Source organism: Hyalangium sp., assembly GCF_035629615.1.
Classification (GTDB): domain Bacteria; phylum Myxococcota; class Myxococcia; order Myxococcales; family Myxococcaceae; genus Hyalangium.
In genome coordinates this window covers 1-6,443 of record NZ_DASPHO010000313.1, presented here as the reverse complement: position 1 = coordinate 6,443, position 6,443 = coordinate 1, and the positions used below count along the sequence as shown (strand labels likewise).

Sequence of the window (6,443 nt, the reverse complement as noted above, 5' to 3'; positions counted from 1 at the left end):
TCAGCGCGACCAGGATGGCGGCCGAGACAACCACCCTCCGGCTTGCTGTCAGCCCATTCATGGCATCCATTCTACTGCGCAATCCCACTCTCCGTACCGAGGTGCCTAAAGGGCAAGATGGCACTGGGGGCACATGCGGCCCAACCTGGTCAAGCCGCTCTCGGACGCGAGCGGCCTTCCCTGAGAACTACTGTCACTGCCCCGGCAATGGTAGGCACTCCATGATCTCCACCGAGTCGCCCGGAAACATCGTGAAGTGCGGATGACGCTCGAACATTTTCGCGGCGGCCTCGTGAGACTCGGCCTGCACGATCACATACCCGGTCATGTTGTTCTTGATGTCCGTGATGCCCTCGGCGGCTGCGCGTTTCGTCTTGCCGAGGGGACTGCCCTGGTCGACGATCGCCTCCCCATGCGCCATCGCCCACTCCTCCCACGCCTTGACGCCGGCGGCGTCGAGCTTCTGGCGTTGTTCCTCGTCCAGCTTGCTCCACCCAGACTTCTCCAGCGCGGCCGCCGTGCCGATGTAGATGGCCAGAAATTTCTTCAAGGCTTGCTCCCGTGTGGGTGATGTGTTTGTCCTGCGTCAGGGCCGTACAGGAGGCGGTCAATCGTCGTCGTCGCCACCACCACCTCCTCCGTCGCCAACCGCCAGTCCCACGGCGATGAGCGACACGGCGAGGCCGACGATGACGCCGGAGCCCAGCAGCACCGTCTTGCCCAGGCTGAACTTGCGCACGCCTGCGGACTCGATCCCGTCCAACGGCACCTCGATATCCCGGCTGAGCGCCGCCCGGGGCACCCCGCGGAAGCGCTGCCCGTCCACGTGCACCGCGACGTACTCTCCGACGATCTCGTCGCCCTGGTGCGGGAAGAGCACCAGGGACGTGTCCACGGTGAAGGGGTGCTCGTTTCCCTTGAGGTCGCGCAGGCGCCGGATGTCCTTGCGCTCATTGCGCAGGGTACTTCCAATGTCCTGGAGCAGCGTCGTCTCCTGGCCCACCCAGCCGTCCAGGCGCGCCAGTTCCGCCTTCGGGAGTTTGTGGGTGGTGGTACAGCCCGTCACGGTGAGCAGCAGGGCAAGCGAAGCATGAACACGCATGGAGACCTCCGTTTCCCGCGAGGGTAGGTCATCTCCATCTGTCGCGGAAGGCGTCGGCCTGCGCAGCGTGGCCAATGGAGAGTCGACTGCCAGGGCAGCGGTGGCGGTCTTCGCCGCGCCGTAAGCGAAGGCCTACTTCGTGATCTTCACTTCCTCGTAGTCGTTGGGATTCAGGCCGAGACTGCGCAGCTTGTCCAGGTCCATGCCGGTATCGCCGCCGACGTACGTGCGATCTCGCTTGTGCATGAAGTACCGCTGATAGCTGCTGTCCACCTGGAACGTCTTCCCGTTCGAGCCCACCACCGTGTTCTCTTCATTGATGTAGTTCAGGAAGTTCCGGTGCTGGGCCTCGCCGGAGGCCATGCGGTCGTAATAGCTCTTCATGCTGGCGTCGCCCTGCGCCCAGATCGCCTGCATCCGCTGCTGGTGGCGCTGGGCGCTCTGCTGGATCGCGCCCATGTTCCGGTGATGCTGGGCGGTCATCTGACGGCCGAACTCTTGGATCTGTGCCATGCGCTCCTGGTGCTTCCGATTCTGCTCCGCCTGCCAGTCAGGGTTCATCTGATGGGTGCGGCCCATGGCCTCGATCATCGGGATGTACGCCTTCGGGTCGCCCGAGGTGGCAATCCCTGTGACGGTGACGATCCAGAACGGCCCGCTGTCGGACGTCGAGCCGATGATTAGCGCGTTCATGGGCTTGTCGCCGTCCGTGTAGCTGAAGGCTACATTCGCGATGGTCGCTTCCACACGGATTCCCGCGTCGGCGAACTTCTTCCGAAGCTTCTGCTCTCCTTGGGCATCCGCCTCGGTCGAGATGAGCTTGAAGCTCGGCAAGTTGCCGAACTTCCGCTTCACGTAGCCGGGGAAGTATTCCGTGGCGGGCACGAACGGCTCGATCTTCATCCGGGGATGGGTCCGGGCAATGTCATAGAGGACGGGCGACGCAGAGGCCGGATTCCAGTACTGGGGGATGCTGGGATCGCCGCTGAAGATGAGGACGCTTCCGTTCGGGCTGACCGAGGTGGTCACCATGCTGTGGATGTCGAACACCCGGGCCGAGTAGGTCCGGTTGTGCCAGCCCTTTGGCATCCCCAGCGTGTAGGCGTTCTCTACCGGGTCGCGCATCGTCACGAGGTCGGTGGTGGGAGGCGTGCTCTGCGGCGCGGCCTTCGTGGCCGGCTTCTTCGGGTCGCCGGCCTCGACGAGGGCAGCCTCGTTGGGCTTGGAGCAGGCGGTCGTCAGAGCGAGGGCAAGGAAGGCGGTCTGAAGGATCGATCTCATGGCGTAGTCTCCTTGCAAAAAAGAAGGCGGGGGGCCTTTTCCTGGTCATTGTAACCGGGCGGCGATGAGGGGTCGAAGGGCAAGCGCCCCCACGCGCTCTCCTCGCCCAAGAAATGGGTCTGGCTGTGCTTGAAGACGCCCTCCGCTCCCCTCAACAGCGCACCCATCCGTCTTACACGCACGTTACGTATAGTGCCGTCGGTATATCGTCTCAGGCCGAGGAGGTTCGCATGCGGTGGAGAGAACTCGTGGTGGTGTTGGGGTTGGCGGTCGGCGGGGTGGCAGGGGCGCAGGAGCTCGACATGCCGACGCCATCCACGAATCCGGCGCTCCGGATGGTGGGCGACCGGATCATCGAGGGCATCAACAAGATGACCCAGGACGCGCGTGACGAGGAGCAGTTCTGGAAGAACCACATCAAATGGATCGACTTCCTCGGGAAGCGGCGCAAGGACGCCGAGGCTTACCGGAAGGGGCTCGACGGGGTGAACCGGGAGCTCGAGGAGAAGAAGGCGCGGCTCGAGGACGCGAAGTTCAAGGACGAGGCCGAGTACAACAAGCGGAAGAAGGAGTACGACGACGCCAAGGCGAAGCTCACGCAGTCGGGGCAGGACCTCAAGGTCGTCGAGGGGTCGCTCAAGGTCGTCCACGACTTCCTCATGCAGGCGAACGAAGACCCGAAGCGCTGGAACGACAAGAAGAACCCGCTCAAGACCCAGACGTTCAAGGCGATGGAGATCCTCGGCAGCCACACCCAGAAGTTCGAAGGGAACTTCAGGCAGGCGCAGGCGGTCATCGACCGCAGGTCGCCGATCGAGACCGACGTCGACAAGCACGCCAAGTTCGCGGCGCGTGTGGTGTCGATCAAGGCGAAGAACATGGAGTTCTGGGTCGGCACGACGAAGCTCGCGCCGAACATGACGTTCCCGCTCGACAAGGACACGTTCGAGCTGCGCGCGCAGGTCGTCGGGCCGCGCCGCACGCAGGCACGCGACCTCGTCGACAAGAAGAAGGCCAAGGGGGACGACTGGCAGTTCTCGTACTCGGTGGGCGAACACTCGTCGACGTGGTCGGTGACCGAAGAGAACTACGACTGGTCGGTGTCGAAGCGGACCAACAAGCCGCTCGGCGAGAAGAAGCGTCCGTCGCACACCGGCGTCAAGGACGACATCAACGCGATGACGATCGCCTCCGACACCGGCTCGGAGACCCTGTTCATCACGGTGAGCGGCAACGTCACGTGGCAGCTCAAGGCGCTGCGGCAGGGGAAGTTCGACCGCTCGGACAAGAACGACGAGAACGACACGGCCTCGATCGAGCTGTCGATCGCGCCTCCCCAGTAGCCGCTGCAACTCTCGGCTCGAGCCCCGATACAATGAAGGCGCCATGAGCACTGCTTCGCGAGCCCCGAGCGGACAGGATCCAAACCCCTAGGAAGTTCACCTGATGCACTGCAGATAGATCCTTTGGGGACCTCGTGCGTTCGAGGGGCGCCACCCCTCGCGAGGTCCCCATGTCCCTGCTCAGGTCTGCGCTGATCCTGTCCCTTCTCTTCACCCTGCCCGCAACGGCGGCCCAGGGGGACCCCAAGGTCCGCGAGGCCGCCCAGCGCGGGATCACCTTCCTGGCCCGCTCGACCGCGGCGTGGCAGCAGCAACACCAGTGCTACGGCTGCCATGTCCAGGCGGTGACCCTGGAGGGGCTCGCGGTGGGCAAGCACCACCAGTACGAGGTCCCCGCCAAGGAGCTGAGCGTCATCCTGGAGGGTGTCCTCCACTCGAAGGGAGGCGCACGCACCGCGGGAGGCCTGAGTCAGGAGACCTTCCCGCGCACCGCACGCGCCTTCGGCGGCGTGGCCTTCGCCCGGTATGACCAGTACGTTGACTCCAAGCTGCGCGACGACCTGCTCAAGCTGGCGCGGACGCTCCTGGAGTACCAGCAGAAGGATGGCTCGGTGCAGGGCGATCACGAGTCGCCCCCGGTGAGCGCCGGCCTCATGCAGGCCACCTACCAGGGGATGCAGACGTGGCGGCAGGCGTATGCGCGCACGGCGGATGACGCGTGGCTGGCGCCCATCCGGAGGGCGGAGGAGTTCATCGCCCGGAGGGCGGCCTCGTGGGAGGGCAAGCCCCAGGGGGTGTACCTGCAGGACGTGAACTATGCCCTGCTCGGGCTCACCGCGGCGGGCGCCAGCCGCTCAGAGGAACTGGCGGGCAAGGTGGCGCGCCACCTGGTCTCGCTCCAGCAGCAGGATGGGGGCTGGGGCTTCTCGACTGGGGCTTCGGATCCGTTTGCCACAGGGCAGACCGTATACGCGCTGCGGCAGGCCGGCTTCACGGAGGAGGACACCCCCGTGGCGCGTGGCATCCGCTGGTTGGTGTCCCATCAGAAGGCGGACGGTGGCTGGGGAGCGAGCGGCAGCGGCAAGGCCGAGGCGCTGTGGGCGGTGCTTGGGCTCGTCTCCGTGGACGTGGTGAGCGTGGCCGTGAGCGGCATCCGGGATGGCGAGCATGTCGCGTCGGCGCAGACAATCCAGGTGGAGGCCCGCGACAACCAGGGCAAGGGCATCCAGAAGGTGGAGGTGCTCATTGATGACCGCTCCGTACAGACCGCGCAGGGTGGCAAGCTCAGCTACACGTGGGACACGAAGGGCCTGAGCGACGGCAAGCACACCGTGGATGTGGTGGCCACCAACACGAAGGGGCAGGTGAGCCGGCGGCGGCTCGAGGTCTACGCAGGCAATGTCTTCCTCACCTCCCTGGGCTCGCGCTTCAGCGCCAACGGGACGGAGCTGGCCGCGCGCAACATCGCCCCGAAGGAGCGCTCCGGCCGGGTAGAGCTGCGCGTGCTCGCCGCCGGCCTGAAAGACGGCCAGCCGCAGCCCGGCGCCGAGGTGTTCAAGGAGACGCGCCCGAGCGCGCAGGGCCCGGTGACGTTCACCTTCGGAGGCAAGGGCAAGGACGGCAAGGCGTTGCGCACGGGCCGCTACTTCGCCGAGTTCTCCTTCGTGGATGAGAAGGGCGCGGTGTTGCAGCAGGAGCGCCTGCTCTTCACGCACGACACGCCGGAGAGCCAGTATGCCCAGTATGGAGAGGTGGCGGGCGGGCTCGCGCTGGGCAACGGGCAGCAGGCTTCCAACGCCGTGGTCGAGCTGGTGGACGAGAAGGGCCGCGTCGTTCAGGCGACCCGGAGCAACGAGACCGGCCAGTACCGCTTCAAGAGCGTGGACAAGGGCGAGTACAAGGTCCGCGTCCGCAAGGAGGGCTTCAAGGACGCGGAGATGCCGGTCAGCTCCGCTCCGGCCACTCAGGCCGCCGCGGACGTGACGCTGCATTAACCCAGCTCCATCAGGTGAGGAGCTCCAGCGGCTGGCTCTTGCTCCTCACGCAGGGCGACTCAGAAGATGCCCGGCACTACCCGCGAGCGGACTCGTGCCGCGTACTCCTTGTAGCCGGGCAGCTCGTCGTGAAGCATCCGGTCTTCGAGGAGCGTGCGCCGCATGAAGGTCGCCAGAACCGGCAACAAGAGCAGGCTCGCCCACCACGAGCCGAGCGCGCAGCCGCTGCCGGTCGCGACGAGGAAGACTCCGAGGTACATCGGGTGGCGGACGATCGCGTACGGGCCGTGCGTGATGACCTTCTGATCCCGCTCGCTCTGAATCCGCACCGCGCTGGAGGCAAACGGGTTGGACAGCAGTGTCCAGTCCGCGAACCACAGCCCACCGGCGATCAACATGAACCCCAGGACCTGGAGCGACAGGGGAACTGTGCTCCAGCCGAAGCGCCCGACGTCGAGCCCAGCGACGACCATGTGCGCGAAGAAGAGCGGTACCACGATGCGTCGAGTCGCTCGATCACGGTCACTGGGAGGCCGCATCCGCTCGGTCACCAGCTCGGGATGTCGGCGCCCCGCCAGCGTGTAGGTCGAGCCTGCGTTGAGCCACCACAGCCCCGCGTACAGCCAGAACGCGGGTACGTCGATCCGCCCCGCGGAGACGAACAGAGAGAGACCGAACAGCACCGCCAGCGGCAACGCCTTCACGAACATCATGGCTTGTCCT

At 65.6% G+C, this 6,443-nt stretch carries 6 protein-coding genes; 2 read left to right on the top strand and 4 right to left on the bottom strand.

The genetic code is table 11. The annotated features are described in order from the left end of the window. Window positions 1–193: 193 nt before the first annotated feature. The 3 genes from VD972_RS15930 to VD972_RS15920 form a co-directional block, all read right to left on the bottom strand. On the bottom strand, window positions 194–550 hold the full coding sequence (locus tag VD972_RS15930) for a hypothetical protein (RefSeq protein WP_324987769.1): 357 nt from the start codon (window positions 548–550) through the stop codon (window positions 194–196). Between the two features lie 57 nt (window positions 551–607). Further along, complete coding sequence (locus VD972_RS15925; RefSeq protein ID WP_324987766.1) at window positions 608–1,102, bottom strand: hypothetical protein; 495 nt, start codon at window positions 1,100–1,102, stop codon at window positions 608–610. Window positions 1,103–1,234: 132 nt separating this feature from the next. Further along, on the bottom strand, window positions 1,235–2,383 hold the full coding sequence (locus tag VD972_RS15920) for a hypothetical protein (RefSeq protein WP_324987763.1): 1,149 nt from the start codon (window positions 2,381–2,383) through the stop codon (window positions 1,235–1,237). Between the two features lie 230 nt (window positions 2,384–2,613). Here VD972_RS15920 and VD972_RS15915 point away from each other — a divergent pair, with 230 nt between their 5' ends. Next, window positions 2,614–3,726, top strand: a complete 1,113-nt coding sequence (locus tag VD972_RS15915) for a hypothetical protein (protein ID WP_324987761.1) — start codon at window positions 2,614–2,616, stop codon at window positions 3,724–3,726. 170 nt (window positions 3,727–3,896) lie between these two features. Further along, window positions 3,897–5,720 (top strand): carboxypeptidase regulatory-like domain-containing protein, encoded by a 1,824-nt coding sequence (locus VD972_RS15910; RefSeq protein ID WP_324987758.1) that lies wholly within the window; start codon window positions 3,897–3,899, stop codon window positions 5,718–5,720. A gap of 59 nt (window positions 5,721–5,779) precedes the next feature. On the opposite strand, the gene VD972_RS15905 is transcribed toward VD972_RS15910, so the two are convergent. Beyond that, on the bottom strand, window positions 5,780–6,443 hold a 664-nt coding region (locus tag VD972_RS15905), incomplete at its 5' end, for an isoprenylcysteine carboxylmethyltransferase family protein (RefSeq protein ID WP_324987756.1).